This is a genomic window from Streptomyces sp. UG1 (assembly GCF_049974585.1).
GTDB lineage: Bacteria > Actinomycetota > Actinomycetes > Streptomycetales > Streptomycetaceae > Streptomyces.
Genome location: NZ_JBNGGG010000037.1, coordinates 34,966 through 50,847 on the forward strand (window position 1 = coordinate 34,966; position 15,882 = coordinate 50,847).

12 protein-coding genes are annotated in these 15,882 nt (G+C 70.4%); 7 read left to right on the plus strand and 5 right to left on the minus strand.

What is annotated here, in order from left to right; genetic code table 11:
• The first annotated feature begins 49 nt into the window (after positions 1-49).
• Entirely contained in the window at positions 50-1,993 is a 1,944-nt protein-coding gene (locus ACP4J3_RS35160; protein WP_426540362.1) for an FUSC family protein, read from the plus strand.
• Positions 1,994-2,165: 172 nt separating this feature from the next.
• Here ACP4J3_RS35160 and snpA read toward each other — a convergent pair whose 3' ends face one another.
• Positions 2,166-2,828 carry a snapalysin gene (gene snpA / locus ACP4J3_RS35165; RefSeq protein WP_426540363.1) on the minus strand — a complete coding sequence of 221 codons (663 nt, stop codon included), beginning with the start codon at positions 2,826-2,828 and terminating at the stop codon, positions 2,166-2,168.
• Between the two features lie 172 nt (positions 2,829-3,000).
• On the opposite strand from snpA, the gene ACP4J3_RS35170 reads away from it, so the two are divergent.
• Positions 3,001-3,945: a LysR family transcriptional regulator gene (locus ACP4J3_RS35170; protein WP_426540364.1), complete on the plus strand. Its 945-nt coding sequence runs from the start codon at positions 3,001-3,003 to the stop codon at positions 3,943-3,945.
• 16 nt (positions 3,946-3,961) lie between these two features.
• On the opposite strand, the gene ACP4J3_RS35175 is transcribed toward ACP4J3_RS35170, so the two are convergent.
• A complete protein-coding gene (locus ACP4J3_RS35175; RefSeq protein ID WP_426540365.1) occupies positions 3,962-6,031 on the minus strand; it encodes a PhoX family protein in 2,070 nt (689 codons plus the stop codon).
• A 274-nt stretch (positions 6,032-6,305) separates the two neighbouring features.
• Here ACP4J3_RS35175 and ACP4J3_RS35180 point away from each other — a divergent pair, with 274 nt between their 5' ends.
• From ACP4J3_RS35180 to ACP4J3_RS35200, 5 genes are all read left to right on the plus strand, one after another.
• Positions 6,306-8,234: a VWA domain-containing protein gene (locus ACP4J3_RS35180; RefSeq protein WP_426540366.1), complete on the plus strand. Its 1,929-nt coding sequence runs from the start codon at positions 6,306-6,308 to the stop codon at positions 8,232-8,234.
• A 118-nt stretch (positions 8,235-8,352) separates the two neighbouring features.
• On the plus strand, positions 8,353-9,969 hold the full coding sequence (gene metG, locus ACP4J3_RS35185) for a methionine--tRNA ligase (RefSeq protein ID WP_426540367.1): 1,617 nt from the start codon (positions 8,353-8,355) through the stop codon (positions 9,967-9,969).
• A 209-nt stretch (positions 9,970-10,178) separates the two neighbouring features.
• Positions 10,179-10,655 carry a hypothetical protein gene (locus tag ACP4J3_RS35190; protein WP_426540368.1) on the plus strand — a complete coding sequence of 159 codons (477 nt, stop codon included), beginning with the start codon at positions 10,179-10,181 and terminating at the stop codon, positions 10,653-10,655.
• A 40-nt stretch (positions 10,656-10,695) separates the two neighbouring features.
• Complete coding sequence (locus ACP4J3_RS35195; RefSeq protein WP_426540369.1) at positions 10,696-11,061, plus strand: PH domain-containing protein; 366 nt, start codon at positions 10,696-10,698, stop codon at positions 11,059-11,061.
• A gap of 801 nt (positions 11,062-11,862) precedes the next feature.
• Entirely contained in the window at positions 11,863-12,489 is a 627-nt protein-coding gene (locus tag ACP4J3_RS35200; protein WP_426540370.1) for an RNA-guided endonuclease InsQ/TnpB family protein, read from the plus strand.
• 37 nt (positions 12,490-12,526) lie between these two features.
• On the opposite strand, the gene ACP4J3_RS35205 is transcribed toward ACP4J3_RS35200, so the two are convergent.
• Genes ACP4J3_RS35205 through ACP4J3_RS35215 form a run of 3 tightly spaced genes read right to left on the minus strand, consistent with a single transcriptional unit; the run spans position 12,527 to position 15,764 of the window.
• Positions 12,527-14,374: a carbohydrate-binding domain-containing protein gene (locus tag ACP4J3_RS35205; RefSeq protein WP_426540371.1), complete on the minus strand. Its 1,848-nt coding sequence runs from the start codon at positions 14,372-14,374 to the stop codon at positions 12,527-12,529.
• Complete coding sequence (locus ACP4J3_RS35210; protein ID WP_426540372.1) at positions 14,371-15,165, minus strand: polyphosphate polymerase domain-containing protein; 795 nt, start codon at positions 15,163-15,165, stop codon at positions 14,371-14,373. Before ACP4J3_RS35210 ends, ACP4J3_RS35205 begins: the two co-directional genes overlap by 4 nt.
• Entirely contained in the window at positions 15,162-15,764 is a 603-nt protein-coding gene (locus tag ACP4J3_RS35215; RefSeq protein WP_426540373.1) for a DUF4956 domain-containing protein, read from the minus strand. Before ACP4J3_RS35215 ends, ACP4J3_RS35210 begins: the two co-directional genes overlap by 4 nt.
• Between the last annotated feature and the right edge of the window lie 118 nt (positions 15,765-15,882).

A 15,882-nucleotide genomic window follows, 5' to 3' on the forward strand; every position in this document is an offset into this window, starting at 1 on the left:
GAGGAACAAGGGGGCTCATAGAAGAACAAGAGTGCCCATAATGGGGCTCATGTCCCGCGAGCTCCCCATCGGTCTCACACCTCCCGACTGGCTCGTGCGGAACCTCCGGGCCCAGCCGGCCCCCGTCAACCGGCCTGCCGTGATCCGCGCCGCCGTCGCGATGGCCCTCCCCTTGGCCATCGGCCTCGCGGCCGGCCGCCCCTCCTACGGCGCCCTCGCCTCCATGGGCGCCCTCAACGGCGTCATCAGCGACACCGCCGCCGCCTACCGCGTCCGCATCCCCACCATCGCCGTCCCGCAGCTCTTCGGCGCCGTCGGCGTCACCCTCGGCGTCCTGGTCCACGGCCACGGCTGGGTCGCCGTCGCCGCCGTCACCGGCGTCGCGCTGGTCTCCGGGATGATCTCGACGATCGGCGCGGTCGCCTCCGCGGCGGGGCTGGTGCTGTTGCTGACCTGCGTGGTCGGCGCGGGTCTGCCGATGCCGGGCGAGTGGTGGCTGGCGCCGCTGCTGATGTCCGGCGGCGGGCTGCTCGTCCTGGTCCTGGCTCTGCTGGCCTGGCCGCTGAGGTCGGGGGTGCCGGAGCGGACGGCGGTCGCCGACACCTACCGGACGGTCGCCGGCCTGCTGACGGCCGTCGGCGGCGGCACCCAGGCGTACGACGACGCTCGGCACGCCGTCACCCGGTCCCTGAACCAGTCGTACGACACCGTCCTCGCCCACCGCGCCACCCACCACGGCCGCAGCCCCGAACTGGCCCGCCTGGTGGCCCAGTTGAACGCCATCACCCCGGTCGTCGAGGCCGCCCCCGCCGCCCATCTCACCGGCGCCCCGCTCCCGCCCGAGGTCCCGCAGGCGGTACGCCACCTCGCCTCCGCCGTCGAGACCGGCTACCCGGGGCCCATAGGCCTGAAGCTCCCCACCCCCACCACCGAGACCGCCCGCGCCGTCGACCACGCCCTGCGCCACGCCGCCGAGGTCGTCACCACCCCCGACGTCGACCCCCGCGGCATCGACGACCGCCTCGGCCGCCCCGCGGCCCTGAACACCCGCGCCGCCCGTGCGCTGCGCGGCGTCACCCTCTCCGCCGCCTCCTGGCGCTACGGCCTGCGCCTCGCCCTGTGCATCGGCCTGGCCCAGACCCTGGTGTCGATCGTCCCGGTCCCCCGCTCCTACTGGGTCGCCCTCACCATCACCTTCGTCCTCAAGCCCGACTTCGGCTCGGTCTTCTCCCGCGCCCTGCTGCGCGCGCTCGGCACCGTCGCCGGCCTGGTGGTCGCGGCGGCGGTGCTGGCGGAGGTGCCGCGCGGCTGGTGGGACGTACCGGTACTGCTCCTGCTCGCACCGCTCGTCCCGGCGCTCACCCCGCGCGGATACGGCTACCAGACGGCCGCCATCACCCCGGTCATCCTGCTCGTGTCGGACGTACTGAACCGCCAGGGCACCGCCCTGCTGCTGCCCCGCCTCGTCGACTCCCTCATGGGCTGCGCGATCGCCCTCGTCGCCGGGTATCTGCTGTGGCCGGAGAGCTGGCACACCCGTGTCGGCGACCGTCTCGCGGACGCCGTGGACGGCACCGCGCACTACGTCGAGAGCGCCTTCGGCCCGAACGCCGTGGACCCACCGGCCCGCGCCCGCATGCGCCGCCGCCTCTACCGCGACCTCTCGGCCATCCGCACGGAATTCCAACGCGCCCTGACCGAACCCCCGCCCACCGGCCGGAAGGCGGCCGCGTGGTGGCCCCTGGTAGTGGCGGTGGAGCGCATCGTGGACGCGACGACCGCGGCAAGGGTACGGGTACGCCACGGGGCCACCCCGCCGTCCACCGCCGAGGTGACCCAGGTCGTACGCCAGCTCAGGGAACTGGCGGAGGGAGTACGCAGGACCGAGACCCCATACCCGGTCCGCACCGACCTGACGGGCCCGCCGACCAGCGTCCTGGAGCCCCTACGCCAAGAGGTGGCAGCGGCAAGATCAATCGCGTCCCCGCACTGAAAGCGCCCTCAAGGGGCGCGGGGAACTGCGCGACCAACCACAGACAACCCGCAGCCGCCCACAAGAAGAAGCCCCCGAGCTATTGGGCGAACCGTCCAGACAAATAGGCGCGGCCGCCCTGTGCAGGAGGGCGACCGCGCCATGTGGGGGGTGGGTCTTGACGGTGCCGGCGTTACTGGCGGGCGGCCTTGTGCAGCGCCTTGTCCATCGCCGCGGCGAACCCGTTGGCCCAGAGCTGGTCCACGCGGGCCCGCTCATTCGCGTCCGGCTGCGCGTTCGTGCAGGACGGACCCGGACCGCCGCCCGACATCAGCTCGCTGCACGGCCCCTCGTAGTGGTCCGGCAGCCCGAGGACGTGTCCCGTCTCGTGCGCGGTGACGCGAGTCGAGTCGTACTCCTGGTTCTGCTGGTAGTCGAGGAAGATGTACCCGTTGCCGTGCCCGTCCGTGGAGGCGTACGAGCCACGCGGGTCGTTGCCCTCACGGTAGGTGAAGTCGGCGTTCGACCCCTCCTGGAGCTTGACGTTGGACACCGCGCTGTTCCATATCTGGGTGCTGCGGGCTATCTGCTCGCTGAACTGCGGTGCGGCGGACGCGTCGTAGGTGACCGTGACGGCCGCGAGGCTCGGGTTCGCCGCGCGCTTCTCGGCGACCGACTTCAGCACGGCCTCGAAGAAGGCCCGGCTGGAGTCGGATTCGGCGGACTTGACGTCGTAACCGGCCTGGACCTGGGCCGGGGCCGCGGTCGCCGGGGCGACCGTGCCGAAGCCGAGCGCCGCGACGCCGAGACCGACCGCTGTCAGCGAACGGGCGGACAGAGCAAAGGACATGCGCATCGATGACTCCTAGGTGGGGGGTGAGTCGTCAAGGCGAGTGTCGACGCCTGTATGGCCGCTGTGATGATGGCAATCGGCGATAGCCCGGCCCTATCGGGGCCCCAATTCACAGGTATCAGGGAGGATTTGTGCGTCTGGTGAAAGCCCTGATTCCGTTTTAATCTCCCCTGGCATGGAGCTCGAGGTCAGACATCTGCGCGCCCTGTGCGCCATAGCCGACACCGGCAGTCTGCACCGGGCCGCGCGCCAACTGGGCGTCGCCCAGCCCTCGCTCAGCACCCAACTGCGGCGGATCGAGCAGGAGCTGGGCGGCGCGCTGTTCGTGCGCGCGAGAACCGGCTGCCGCCCCACCCCGCTGGGCCGTCTGGTCCTCAGCCGCGCCCGTCCGCTGGTGGCTGATATGCGTGCGCTTGTCACCGAGGCGAGGGCGGCCGCGGTGGGCGGCGCGGAGCTGCGGATCGGCTCGACGGCGAGCAAGGCCCTCGCGGGCTGGCTGCGCAGGCTGCGCGGCCACGGCCAGGACCCGACGCTCCATATGAACGTCTCCCCGAACGCCCTGCTCCGCATGGTCGCCGACGGCCAGCTCGACGTCGCCTTCGTGCACGAGGTGGAGGGCTGTCCGCTGCGTATCCCGCCCGAACTCCGGCTACGCGTGTTGATGGAGCGCGAGCCGCAGTTCGTGTCGCTGCCCACCGACCACCCGGCGGCGGTGAAATCGGAGGTCCACCTGCGTGACCTGGCGGAAGACCGCTGGATGGTGGACCCGACCGTCGACGGCGAGTGGGACGCCGTGCAGCGGATGTTCCGCGCGGCCGGCGTCAACCCGCACGTCCTGCACGGCGACTACTACACGGCCGACGCCCTGGTCGCCACCGGCGAGGTGGTCGCCGTCTGCCAGCCGACCCACGCCGACAGCCCCACGATGGCGGTACGGCGCCTGCACGGCGACCCCCTCGGCGTACGCCTGCTCCTCGCGGCCCGTACGGAGACGGACCTGGACGATGTCTATCCCGCGCTGGAGGAGGCGTACCGGGAGGCGGCGCGGCAGGCGCCGATGTACCGGGAGTGGCTGGAACGCGACGGCGAGCGGCAGCCGCCGGTCCCAGCACTCCCGTAGCGGTCGGCGACCGCTGTCAGCAGCCGATGCGGCGGCCGTCCTTGCGCCACACGGCGACGACGGACGGGCGGACCGCCTTGCCGGGGCCGTCGGGGAAGGTGCTGACCGGGTTGTCGGCGGACGCGCCGTCGACCTCGCCCGGGTGCTGGACGGCGACGACGACACGGCGGTCCTGGATGATCGGGCCGCAGGTCTCGGCGCCGAGCGGCACGGTCAGGAACTGCTTCAGCTCACCGCGCCGGCCGCCCTTGACCGGAACGCCGAACAAACCGTCGTTCGAGCCGAGGGCGTTGCCGTCGGTGGAGATCCACAGGTTGCCGTAGTCGTCGAAGGCGACGTTGTCCGGGCAGGAGATCGGGCTGACCTGGTCCTTCGGGAAGCCCGCGAAGTAGGTCGCCGGGTCCTCCGGGTCGCCCGCGACGAGGAACAGCGTCCAGGCGAACTTGGTGCTGTCGGCGCGGTTCCAGCGCTCGGTCAGCTCCAGGACCTGGCCGTGCTTGTTGCCGATGCGCGGGTTGGCCTCGTCGACGGGGGCGTTGCCGGCGGTGCCGCGGCGGGAGTTGTTGGTGAGCGCGATGTAGACCTTGCCGGTGACCGGGTTGGGCTCGACGTCCTCGGGCCGGTCCATCTTGGTGGCGCCCACCTTGTCACCGGCGAGGCGCGTGAAGACGAAGACCTCCTCGGCCGTCATCCCCTCGACATGCGAGACGGCGCCCTTGGCGGTGGCGGTGGCCAGCGGAATCCACTCACCGCTGCCGTCGAACTCGCCGTCGCTCGGCAGCTTGCCGGTGCCGTCGATCTCGATGGCCGGGGAGTCGCCGGTGAGCTTGGCGACGTACAGCGTGCCCTCGTCGAGGAGGGAGAAGTTGTGCTCGCGGACGGCGCGGCTGTGACCGTGCTTCATCCGCTTGCTGCCGACGAACTTGTAGAAGTAGTCGAAGCGCTCGTCGTCGCCGGAGTAGACGACGGGACGGCCGTCGTACGTGAGCCGCACGGTCGCGCCCTCGTGCTTGAAGCGGCCGAGCGCGGTGTGCTTGCGCGGCGTGGAGTCCGGGTTGTACGGGTCGAACTCGACGACGTAGCCGTGGCGGTGCGGCTCGTTGGGCTCCTGGGCGATGTCGAACCGCTTGTCGAAACGCTCCCACTTGCGCCCGGAGGCGCCGCTGCCGATGCCGTAGCGCGCGTCCGTGTCCCGGCTGCCGTTGGCGAAGTACTGGTTGAAGTTCTCCTCGCCGTGCAGCGTGGTGCCCCAGGGGGTCTCGCCGCCGGCGCAGTTGTTGAGGGTGCCCAGGACCTTGGTGCCGGTCGGGTCGGCGGAGGTCTTGAGGAGGTCGGACCCGGCGGCGGGACCGGTGACCTCGAACTCGGTGGTGGCGGTGACGCGCCGGTTGAGGCGGTGGCGCCGCACGGCGGTGAGCTTGCCGGTACGGCGGTCCTCCTCGACCACGACGGCGGCCAGGCCGTGCGCCGCCCAGGCGATCTCGACCTGCTCGCGGGTCGGGTTCTCGGGGTCGTAGCCCCGGAACATCATGTCCTCGCTGGTGTACTCGTGGTTCGCGACCAGGATCTGGCGGTTCCACTCACCCGGGAGCGGAAGCAGGGCGAGGAAGTCGTTGTTGTACCCGAACTGGCCGGCCTGCGCCTTCGCCGTCTGGTTGTCCGGGTCGAACTCGGGGGCACCGGGCAGGATGGGGTCGCCCCAGCGGATGACGACGTTCTGCTCGTAGCCCTGGGGGACGACGACGGCGTCCTCGGTGTTGGGCGCGACGGGAGCGAATCGCAGTCCACGCGCACCGTCGCCGCCCGGCTTGTGCCACCAGGTGTCGGCGGCCGCGGCGTCGGCCTGCGGGGCGGCGGCGACGGTGGCGGCACCGGCCGCGGTGGCTGCGGTGACGACGGCGGCGGCACGCATCACGGAACGGCGGCTGAGGGCGCCCGCGATGACGTCACCGACGTATTCGTTGGTGGTGGTGTTGGGCGCCTCGTGGAAACAGGCGTCGCCGCACCGGTTGCGGCAGGTCAGAGCTGACCGCCCACCGGGATGCGACCCACCGTTGACTCTGATGATCGGCAGCTGAATGCGCATGTCGCTGTGTACTCCCCTTGCTTCCCGTCGTGTGCAGCGTGGGGGACGTTAGGGGCACGCGTGTGCGGAAGCGGGGCCGAATGATGAACGACAGGTGAACTGGAGGAGTCCGTCGGGGAGTTGGCCGCGCGGGCTGACTACGGCGCGATGCACCCTTGACGCAGCGTGACTCCTGTGCCCGCCCCTCCCCAAGATCGCCACGCGGGACCGCTAACCTTACGTGTCCGTCCTGGCCAGGGATCGACGGGCATAACTCACGCGAAGGGTTGCGCACATGGGCATTCTGACTCTCCTGCGGAACGCGTTCGGCCGGTCACGCAAGGGGCGTACCGCCGAAGCAGAGGGTGCGACTCCTTCGCCGGAACCGCAGCCGACGGTTCCTTCTCCGTCCCCCGAACCCCAGCCGACGGCCACCGCCCAGGTACCGGAGCCGCGCAGCTCGGCGGCGCGAGGGGCGCAGCCTCGCGGCTCGGAGGAGGCCGAGGGGGCCGAGCCGGCGGCGCAGCCCGCGAACAAGACGGATAAGGCAGCGGGCGGGGCAGAGAAGGACGAGGACGAGCATGAGCTGGTCTCGGCCGCCTTCGACAACGTGACGGTCCCCAAGCCGGCGAAGCCGGCGGAGGCGAGGGCCGAGGAGCCGGTTCCGGGGACGGTTGCGGCTGATTCGGGGGCGAGTACGGCTGAGGAGCCGACTTCGGTTGAGGAGCCGACTGCGGCTGAGCTGGTTGCCGATGAGCCGGTGGCCGAGACGCCCGTCGCCGGGACGTCGGTGGGCGAGACGCCGGCTGCCGAGACGCCGGTGGTCGAGACGTCGGTGGTCGAGAAGACGACCGCTGTTGAGGAGCCGGCTGCCGACGCGTCCGCCGCTGATGAGGTGGCCGCGGTCGAGCCCGTTGCGGAGACGTCCGCCGCTGACGAGTCGGCTGCGGTCGAACCCGTCACCGAGACGCCCGTCGCTGAGGAGACGGTCACCGAGACGCCCGCTGCCGAAGCCCCGGCTGCCGAGACGCCGGGCGTGGCCGAGGAGGCGGCGCCCGAGCCGGCGGTGGAGGAGCCCGCGCCGGTCGCGGCTGCGGAGGGGACGACTGCCGAGTCGGAGCCGATCGCCGAGGTCACGCCGGACGCGACCCCCGAGCCCGAGGCATCCGCCCAGCCCGAGGCGTCCGCCGAGTCCGAGCCCGCCGCTGAGGCGGAGCCCGTCGTGGAGGTCACCCCCGAGCCGGAGCCCGCCGTAGAGGTCACCCCCGAGCCGGAGCCCGCCGCCGAGCCCGAGCCCGAGACCGCCACGGCGCCCGACACCACCACCGCACCCGCCACCGCCACGGCGCCCGAGCCCGCCGCCGAGCCCGAGCCCGCCGCCGAGACCGAGTCCGTGGCCGACTCCGAACCCGTGGCCACCCCCGAGCCGGTAGCCGCCGACGGTGAAGGCGCCCCACAGGAGGCACCCGCAGTCGACGACGAGACCCGCACGGGTGGTGCGGGTGGGAACGACACCGAGGCCGAAGGCGAAGCCGAGGCCGAGGTCGGGGCCGCAGTCACCCCCGCCCCCACCCCCACCCCCACCCTCCCCCCAGGCCTCCTCACCGCCTACAACGCCGCCCGAACCGCCCTGCACCAGCAGAACCTCACCGGCACCCACGCCAAGGTCTACCTCGTCCTCGACCGCTCCGCCTCCATGCGCCCGTACTACAAGGACGGCTCCGCCCAGGCCCTCGCCGAGCAGACCCTCGCCCTCGCCGCCCACCTCGACCCCGAGTCCGCCGACCCCACGGTCCACGTCGCTTTCTTCTCCACCGAACTCGACGGCACCGGCGAGCTGACCCTCACCGACCACGAGAACAAGATCGACGAGCTCCACGCCGCCCTCGGCCGCATGGGCCGTACCAGCTACCACGTGGCCGTCGACGAAGTGATCACCCACCACCAGAAGACCGCCCCCGACACCCCCGCCCTGGTGGTCTTCCAGACCGACGGCGCCCCCGACGCCAAGACCCCCGCCACCCACGCCCTCACGGAGGCCGCGAAGAACCACCCCTCCGTGTTCTTCTCCTTCGTCGCCTTCGGCGACCCCGAGCAGAAGGCCTTCGACTACCTCCGCAAGCTGAAGCGGGACAACACGTCCCTCTTCCTGGCCGGCGAGACCCCGCTGGAGCTGACCGACCAGCAGGTCTACGAAGGCATCCTGGCGAACTGGCGCCCGTGACCCCCAGGGGGTGGACAGAGTCGGACAGAGTCCCCCACCTCGTCCACCCCCCGTCACCCCCGTCCACCCCCCGAAACGCGTGTGAGTCGATCTTCAGAGGGCCAGTAGGATTTCGACCATGGCGGCCACTGGATCCGAGAAGCAGGGTGGAAAGGCGTACTACGTCTCCACCCCCATTTATTACGTCAACGACGCTCCTCACCTGGGCCACGCCTACACGACCGTCGCAGGGGACGTGCTCACGCGCTGGCACCGTCAGCGCGGCGAGAAGGTGTGGTACCTCACCGGCACGGACGAGCACGGTCAGAAGATCATGCGCACCGCGAACGCCAACGGAGTGTCCCCGCAGGAGTGGTGCGACAAGCTCGTCGAGGAGGCGTGGAAGCCCCTCTGGGAGCACCTGGAGATCGCGAACGACGATTTCATCCGCACCACGCAGAAGCGGCACACGGACCGCGTGCAGGAGTTCGTCCAGGATCTCTACGACAAGGGCGAGATCTACAAGGACAGCTACGAGGGCCCGTACTGCGTCGGCTGCGAGGAGTACAAGCTCCCCGGCGAGCTGCTCGACGGCGAGGGCGAGTACGCGGGCCAGAAGCTGTGCCCGATCCACAAGAAGCCGGTGGAGCTCCTCGAGGAGGAGAACTACTTCTTCAAGCTGAGCGAGTACGCCGAGAAGCTGCTCGCCCACTACGAGGCCAACCCGGGCTTCATCCAGCCCGAGTCCGCGCGCAACGAGGTCGTGAACTTCGTACGGCAGGGGCTTCAGGACCTGTCCATCTCGCGGTCGACCTTCGACTGGGGCGTTCCGGTGCCCTGGGACGACGGGCACGTCATCTACGTCTGGATCGACGCGCTGCTGAACTACGCCACGGCGGTCGGCTACAACGAGAACCCGGAGAAGTTCGAGTCGACCTTCCCGGCCGACGTCCACCTCGTCGGCAAGGACATCCTCCGCTTCCACGCGATCATCTGGCCGGCCATGCTGATGGCGAACGGCCTGCCGCTGCCCGGCAAGATCGCGGCCAACGGCTGGCTGATGGTCGGCGGCGAGAAGATGAGCAAGTCCAACCTGACCGGCATCAAGCCGCAGGACCTGACCTCGCACTTCGGCGTGGACGCGTACCGCTGGTACTTCCTGCGCGCGATCGCGTTCGGACAGGACGGCTCGTTCTCCTGGGAGGACTTCTCCGCCCGCTACACCAGCGAGCTGGCCAACGACTACGGCAACCTCGCCTCCCGCGTCGCCGCGATGGTCGGCAAGTACTTCGGCGGCGAGCTGCCGGCGGCCACGGCCGACGGCGAGGCGGAGAAGGCGGTCCACGCCGGCATGGCCAAGGCGGTCGCGGAGGCCGACCGGAAGATCGGCGAGGAGCTGGACTTCCAGGGCGGCATCCTGGCGGTCTTCGACTTCATCAAGCAGGTCAACGGCTACATCACGGAGCAGGAGCCCTGGAAGGTCGCCAAGGACGACTCACCGGAGGGCAAGGCGCGCCTCGCCACCATCCTCTACACGGCCGCGGAGTCCCTGCGGTCCGTCGCCGTCCTGCTGAACCCGATCATGCCTCAGACCTCCCAGAAGCTCTGGGACTCCCTGGGCGCACAGGCCTCCCTCGGCGCCCTCGCGGACCAGAAGGTCCAGGAGTCCGGCGAGTGGGGCAGGCTCCCGGCCGGCACGACGGTCACCAAGGGCGCGGTCCTGTTCCCCCGCCTGGAGGAGAAGCCGACGGCCTGACACCCACGGCAGTCGGCACCGGGGCCCGGGAAGGCGGTCTTCCCGGGCTTCCGCATCCTTCGTGGTCACGGAGATCGGCAGGACCGCCGTGGATTTCTTGACTGATCTGTGCCCACCTCGGGGACATCACGGGGATGTTGTCCATCCGGTTGGCATCGATCTCACCCCGGCGCCACCATGTCCCCCCGCACGATCGTATGGTTTCCGCCATGGCAGTCCCTGAGGTCATTCCGATCGCCTACGAGCCGCACGGCCGTACCGAGGCGATCGGCTGTTACGCGGACGGTCAGTTCATGGGATCGGTCACGTACGCCTTCCCCAAGGACTTCGACCTCGACCGCGGCTGGGAAGAGCACAAACGTCTCTACGCGGTGCTGCACACCTTCGACGCCGAGGGCAGGTACCGCGACTCGGAGATCTGGTGCGCGGGCACCTGGGCCGAGCAGCAGCGCGCCCCGCACGGCCCGGACTCGGTCCTCGCCCGCGCCCGCGCCCACCTCGCGACCCTGCTGCGCAGCCTCCCCCGGCGCACGTACACCGACATCGCGATACGTCCCTTCCAACTCACCGTCGACGGCGTGCTGTTCGGCCTGGTGAGCGGGGAGGACGAGGGCGAGCCCTGGGCCGAGCTGTACCCCGACCACCTCGGGTTCGGCGCGCCCTGGGACGGTTCGTACGACACCTGACCCCTTACCATGACAAGCCACTGAGTGGGGGGATACGTCCATGGCGCTCTTCGGCAACGCGCACACCATCGACCAGGGGCAGGCGCAGCAGGACTACGCGCGGCTGCTGGGCCACGGTGAGCAGGTTCACGCCGCGTACCTGCTGATACGCGACACCATCCTGTTCACCGACCGCCGTCTGATCCTGGTCGACAAGCAGGGCATCACCGGCAAGAAGGTGGAGTATCACTCCATCCCCTACCGCAGCATCACGCACTTCGCGGTGGAGACCGCCGGCACCTTCGACCTGGACGCCGAGTTGAAGATCTGGCTCTCGGGCTCGGCGACGCCGATCGAGAAGACGTTCACCAAGGGCGTCGACATCTACGAGGTGCAGGCGATCCTGACGCAGTTCGTGGCGGCCTAACCTGACGGGTGTGGCTTCCCGAAGATCGAGTTTGGGAAGCCACACCAGTTATGCGACGCACGTGACGCACGCGCGTCAGATACCGCGGATCAGCACAGCCGCAGACCGTCGTTACCCGGAGATCGAGCTCGGGCGCTTGTGCTTCCACTGCTCGGCAGGGTGCCCGGTCCTTCAGGGCCGGCGTGAATGCCCGCTCCCGCGGAGCGGGGCGGGGCCGGGCGGGGCGGGGCGGCAGCCGAGAACGATCACTCACACGGTGATAGTGATCGATGGCGTGCGCGGCTGAAGAACGCACAGGCTAGGTTCGCGGCATGGCACGGTTTCGGATGTACCCGACGCGCGAGCAGGCGGAGCAGATGCTGCTGCACTGCGCACACGCCCGGTACGTGTGGAACCTCGCTGTCGAGCAGCATGCGCACTGGCGCAGGTGGCGCAAGTACGCGCCCGGCTTCGCGGAGCAGTGCCGCCAGCTCACCGAAGCGCGGCGGGAGAACGAGTGGCCGGCCGCCGGGAACGCGGGTGAGCCGACCTGGCGCAGGAAGTACCGGCACGAGGGCTTCCGGGTCATCGGCATCGACCGGGTACCCGAGTACGAGCCGGACGGCAGCCCGAAGCTGAATGCGAAGACCGGCAAGCAGGTTATGGGCCGGTCAGTGGTCGTGCAGAAGCTCAACCGCCGGTGGGCGCAGGTCAAGGTGCCCGGCTGCGGCTGGGTCCGCTTCCGCCTCAGCGCCAGGGGCAAGGGCGCGCAGCTTCCCGACGCCAAGACGTTCCGGGTCACCTTCCGCAGCGGCCAGTGGCATGCGGCGTTCGCGGTCATCCCCGAGCCGACTCCCGCGCCCGCAACGGGCAAGGTCATCGGCATCGAAGGGCAGCGCGCGCAAGACCTCCGCGTATGCGAAGGCCGCCAAGCTCAAGGCCCGGGAGGCGAACCGGCGCAAGGACTGGTGCGAGAAGACCAGCACCCTGCTCGCCAGGACGTATGACGTGATCCGGTTCGAGAAGCTGAGCATCAAGAACATGAACCGCTCCGCGAAAGGAACCGTGGAGCAGCCCGGCACCAACGTGGCGCAGAAGGCCGGGCTGAACCGGGGCATCCTCGCCCAGGGCTGGGGCCTGCTCCGGCAGCGCACGGAGCACAAAGCGCCGGGCCGGGTCGAGGACGTCCCCGCTCCTTACACGAGTCTGCGGTGCAGCGCCTGCGGATGGATCGAGAAGAAGTCGCGCAAGAGCCAAGCCGACTTCGTCTGCGTGTCCTGCGGCTTCACCTGCAACGCGGACGAGAACGCAGCACACAACGTCGCGGCAGGACAGGGCGGAATCCCCCGCCCCCGGCGAACAGCCGGTGCCGGAGGGGTGACAGCGGCCACCGGCCGTTCGAGCGCCCGTGAACCTCAACCCGCCTGGGTTGGAATCCCCCTCTTTTAAGAGGGGGAGGATGTCAAGCACAGCACTGGGGGAGCGCTCAGCTCCGGCCCCCGCCCGGCCCACCGCCGAACCCTCCCTCCGGGGCGTCCCCGGCCGTGGCCGTGGTGATCTCCTTTGCCGAACCGAGCTCGCCCGTCTGCTGTGCCAGGCCCCCGGTGGTCTCGCCGGACGCCGAACCGCCGGAGTAGATGCGGTACTCCTCCCCGTTCTCGATCGCGGAGGACGAGAAGACGACGTTCTGGACCGTCTTCGACGTCACGTACGTCGCGACGACCTTGCCGTCGGCGTCCACGACGTGCAGGGTCGTGCCGGACGGGACGGACGAGTCCAGGGTCGCCGACAGCCAGCCCTGCCCGGATTCGCTGTCCGGTGCGACGACCATGCCCGCGCTGCCGGCCGCAAGCAGCGTGCCACCGCTCACGGTGAAGCTGCCGTTGACGTCCAGCGCGCCGTTGCCGTTCATCTCCGGGCCGTTGACGACGACCGTGCCGCCGGTGATCTCGGCGGTTCCGTTGGAGTCGAAGCCGTCGCCGTCGGCGTTGATGACGAGGGTGCCGCCGGTGACCTTGGCGGTGTAGTCGCCGACGTTCTCGCCCCCGCCGCCACCACCGAAGCCGCCCTGCCCGCCCTGGTCGCCCTGGTCGCTCGACGAGGTCTCGCTGCCGGACGCGTTGACACCGTCGTCGCGGGAGGTGACGGTCGTCGAACCGCCGCTGACGAGGATGTCCTTGCCCTCCAGCCCTTCGTTCGACGTCGTGATCTCCAGCGCGCCGTCGCTGATGACGAGGTCGCCCTCGGCGTGCACCCCGTCGTCCCCGGCGGCGGCCGTCACGGTGGCCCCGGCAAGGTGGACGGCCGAGTCGCTGTGCAGGGCGTCGGCGGAGGCGTCGACGTCGACGGTGCCGCCTTCGAGGACGGTGATGACGCCCGACTTCAGGCCGTGCGCCGAGGAGTCGCCGGAGGCCTTGGCGGCGACGTTCACCTTCCCGCCGGTGACCACCACGTCGGTGGCCGCGTCGACGCCGTCGCCCTCGGCGGTGACCTTCACGGTGCCGCCGCTGACGGCGATGTACCCCCGGTCCGCGTCCTCGGTGTTGTCGGCCTTGAGCCCGTCGCCGCCCGCCGTGACCGTGACCGTGCCACCGCTCACGACCAGGTAGTCCTTGCCCCGGACGCCGTCGTCGGCGGCGTCGACGGTGACGGTGCCGCCCTGGACGACTAGGCCGTCGCTGCTCGCGATGCCGTCGTTGCCGTTGCCCTTCACGGTGAGCGAGCCGCCGCCCCCGATCGTCAGGTCGGCGGCGCTGTACAGGGCGGCGTTCGCCTCGGCGTCCTCGGCGTAGGAGTCGGTGTCGGCGAGCGAGTTCTCGCTGCCGTCGGCGAGGACGACCACGGCCTCGTCGGCGTCGGCGATGTCGATCGCGGCGCCCTTGGAGTTGGAGATCCCGACTCCGTCGAGGATGAGGGTCACCTTCGCGTCAGGGGCCTTCACCACCACCTGCCCGTCGTCGAGACTGCCGCTGAGCCGGTAGGTACCGGCCGCGGTGATGGTGACGGTCGCCCCGTCGACGCTGACCCCGTCCCCCTGGGCGGACGCGGAGTCGCCGTTCAGCTCGATCTCCACGGCCTCGGACGCGTTGACGTCCGTGTCCCCGTCCTCGGCGTGGACGTCCTGGTTGTCGGCGAGGACGGCGGCGGCCTGCAGAGAGCCGTCCACGGACGCGGCGGCCGACGACGACGTACTCGACGAACCCGCCGCGGCCGACGAGGAGCTGTCACCGGACGAGCACCCGGCCAGCACGGCCGTACCGAGTGCCACCGAGGCGAGGACAGCCATCAGCTTCGTGCGCATCGTGCGCATCCTGCGCACCGATCTCATGCTCATGCGGGACTCCCGTTCCATGCGAGTGCGCTGGGAAAGTGGCGCCGCAGAACGGGCAGCCAACGATGTGCGGGCAGTTCGGGGCGCAGCGCGGCGAGCCCCGTGCCGTACTTGGAGACCGGGCAGGGCCGGTGCTTCAGGGACCACAGGAGCCGGTCGGCGCCGGATCCGGCCCGCCCCGACTTGGTCTCGACGATGGCCCTGTCCGGGGTGCGCAGCGCGGTCCCGTCGGGAAGGGCCCAGGTCAGGTCGGTGTCGACGGTCACCCGGGTGTCGCTCGCGGGCAGGAACAGGGTCGTGCGCCGATACGAGGTGACCAGCGAGGGCGTGAACCGGAACCCGTCGGGGTTGATGCCGGCCGCGGCGAGCGTCTCGTCGGCGTACGCCCGCGCCTCGGATGCGAGCCGCCACTCGCTTCCCTCGTACGGGATGCGCTGCTTGACGGTCGTACCGCGCGGGCCACGGGTCTTGACCTCGAAGTAGTGGTCGCCGGAGTCGAGGTAGGTGCGGATCCGGAGCTTGAACCGCCGCCGGCGACGGCGCGCGGCGCCCAGGTACCCGTCCAGCTCAGGCGTGTCGAAGTACACGGACCGGTACCCGAAGCGACGTTCCCGGTCCATCTCCAGAACCCGTACGTCCTCCCCCAACCCTGCGATGAAGTACGGCAGTTCACTGACGGGCAGCATGTACTTGCGGTCCAGCCGGGTCAGCAGCGAGGCACGTTCGACGAGTTCGTCGAGCCCGATGGGCCGCAGGCCGCCGATCAGGGGGGTGAGGGAGTCGGTGGCGCTCATGCCCGGGCCCCCTGCCGTGTGACGGCGGAGCCGGCCTCCTCGGGGACCCGCGCGCCCTCGGTCACCACATACCGCACCTCGACCTGAGTGGTGTCATTGACGAGGTCGATGCCCTTGACCGACAGATTCACCACGCGCCCGCCCAGCAGCACCTCCAGGTGCGCGCGCAGGGCGTCCTCGTCGGTGTACGCCGAGTCGAGCTTCAGGCTCTGCTGCCGGTGCCGGCCGAAGAGGCGGGGGTGGTCGGCGACGTACATGGTGAGGACGATCAGCCCCATCAGGGCGGCCGTCAGCACGGTCAGGCTCGTGGGGAGCCCGGCGAGCAGCCCGATGGCGAGGGCGGAGAAGTAGTAGGCGATCTCATGCTGCGCGATCTCGTACGACCGCAGCCGGATGATCGACAGGACCCCGAACAGGCCCATGCCCAGCCCGATCCCCACGGAGGCCGAGCTCAGCGTGGTCGCGACGGCGAGGACACCGACGTTCACGCCGAGGAAGGCGGCGATCAGGTCCCGGCGGTGGTGGCGGGGGAAGTAGACGCCGAAGGTGAGCAGGGAGATGGCCGCGAGGTCGACGGCGACAAGGACCAGCTGCTTCATGGCAGTCACCGCTCCCCGGGTCTGTCGTGGCGTGGGCTGTGTGGGCTCATGTCCAGGACGATCGGGGAGCGGCCTGTGAGAACCCTTTGGGATTCCTTAACCGGCCTTGAGAAATACG

What these genes read in the sequence shown, in the direction of transcription:
- ACP4J3_RS35160 (WP_426540362.1), top strand. Translation starts at nt 50, where the DNA reads ATGTCCCGCGAGCTCCCCATCGGTCTCACACCTCCCGACTGGCTCGTG.
- snpA (WP_426540363.1), bottom strand. Translation starts at nt 2,828, where the DNA reads ATGCGCATGTCCTTTGCTCTGTCCGCCCGTTCGCTGACAGCGGTCGGT.
- ACP4J3_RS35170 (WP_426540364.1), top strand. Translation starts at nt 3,001, where the DNA reads ATGGAGCTCGAGGTCAGACATCTGCGCGCCCTGTGCGCCATAGCCGAC.
- ACP4J3_RS35175 (WP_426540365.1), bottom strand. Translation starts at nt 6,031, where the DNA reads ATGCGCATTCAGCTGCCGATCATCAGAGTCAACGGTGGGTCGCATCCC.
- ACP4J3_RS35180 (WP_426540366.1), top strand. Translation starts at nt 6,306, where the DNA reads ATGGGCATTCTGACTCTCCTGCGGAACGCGTTCGGCCGGTCACGCAAG.
- metG (WP_426540367.1), top strand. Translation starts at nt 8,353, where the DNA reads ATGGCGGCCACTGGATCCGAGAAGCAGGGTGGAAAGGCGTACTACGTC.
- ACP4J3_RS35190 (WP_426540368.1), top strand. Translation starts at nt 10,179, where the DNA reads ATGGCAGTCCCTGAGGTCATTCCGATCGCCTACGAGCCGCACGGCCGT.
- ACP4J3_RS35195 (WP_426540369.1), top strand. Translation starts at nt 10,696, where the DNA reads ATGGCGCTCTTCGGCAACGCGCACACCATCGACCAGGGGCAGGCGCAG.
- ACP4J3_RS35200 (WP_426540370.1), top strand. Translation starts at nt 11,863, where the DNA reads ATGCGGCGTTCGCGGTCATCCCCGAGCCGACTCCCGCGCCCGCAACGG.
- ACP4J3_RS35205 (WP_426540371.1), bottom strand. Translation starts at nt 14,374, where the DNA reads ATGAGCATGAGATCGGTGCGCAGGATGCGCACGATGCGCACGAAGCTG.
- ACP4J3_RS35210 (WP_426540372.1), bottom strand. Translation starts at nt 15,165, where the DNA reads ATGAGCGCCACCGACTCCCTCACCCCCCTGATCGGCGGCCTGCGGCCC.
- ACP4J3_RS35215 (WP_426540373.1), bottom strand. Translation starts at nt 15,764, where the DNA reads ATGAAGCAGCTGGTCCTTGTCGCCGTCGACCTCGCGGCCATCTCCCTG.